Annotated in this window: 1 protein-coding gene; it reads right to left on the bottom strand. The window is 60.2% G+C overall.

What is annotated here, in order from left to right:
* Nucleotides 1-59: 59 nt before the first annotated feature.
* Nucleotides 60-279, bottom strand: a 220-nt coding sequence (locus AAEZ06_RS27145) for a PfkB family carbohydrate kinase (protein WP_350617179.1), incomplete at its 5' end; no start/stop codon positions are given.

Here is a 279-nt window from a genome sequence, read left to right as displayed (position 1 = left end):
CGCTTTAACTGACACACCGCCTTCGCGAGCAAGCCCGCTCCCACATTTTTGGGCTTTGTTTATTTAGTAACTAATGCATCGACCTCAGCGGTGCCAGGCGAGGTCGCTGGCCCCCAGCGGGTTACCGCCAATGCCGCCGCTGCGTTCGCTCGACGCGCCGCCTCAACCGGCTTCAAGCCATTCGCCAACCCGGCAATAAATACTCCCGCATGTGCATCCCCCGCGCCATTGCTGTCCACGGCCTGAACCTTGAATCCAGGGACATGCTCGATCTGAGCC

Origin of the sequence: Pseudomonas sp. HY7a-MNA-CIBAN-0227 (assembly GCF_040310325.1) — a bacterium.
Lineage (GTDB): Bacteria > Pseudomonadota > Gammaproteobacteria > Pseudomonadales > Pseudomonadaceae > Aquipseudomonas.
The sequence above is the reverse complement of the archived record's forward strand: the minus strand, read 5'-3'. Positions and strand labels throughout refer to the sequence as shown.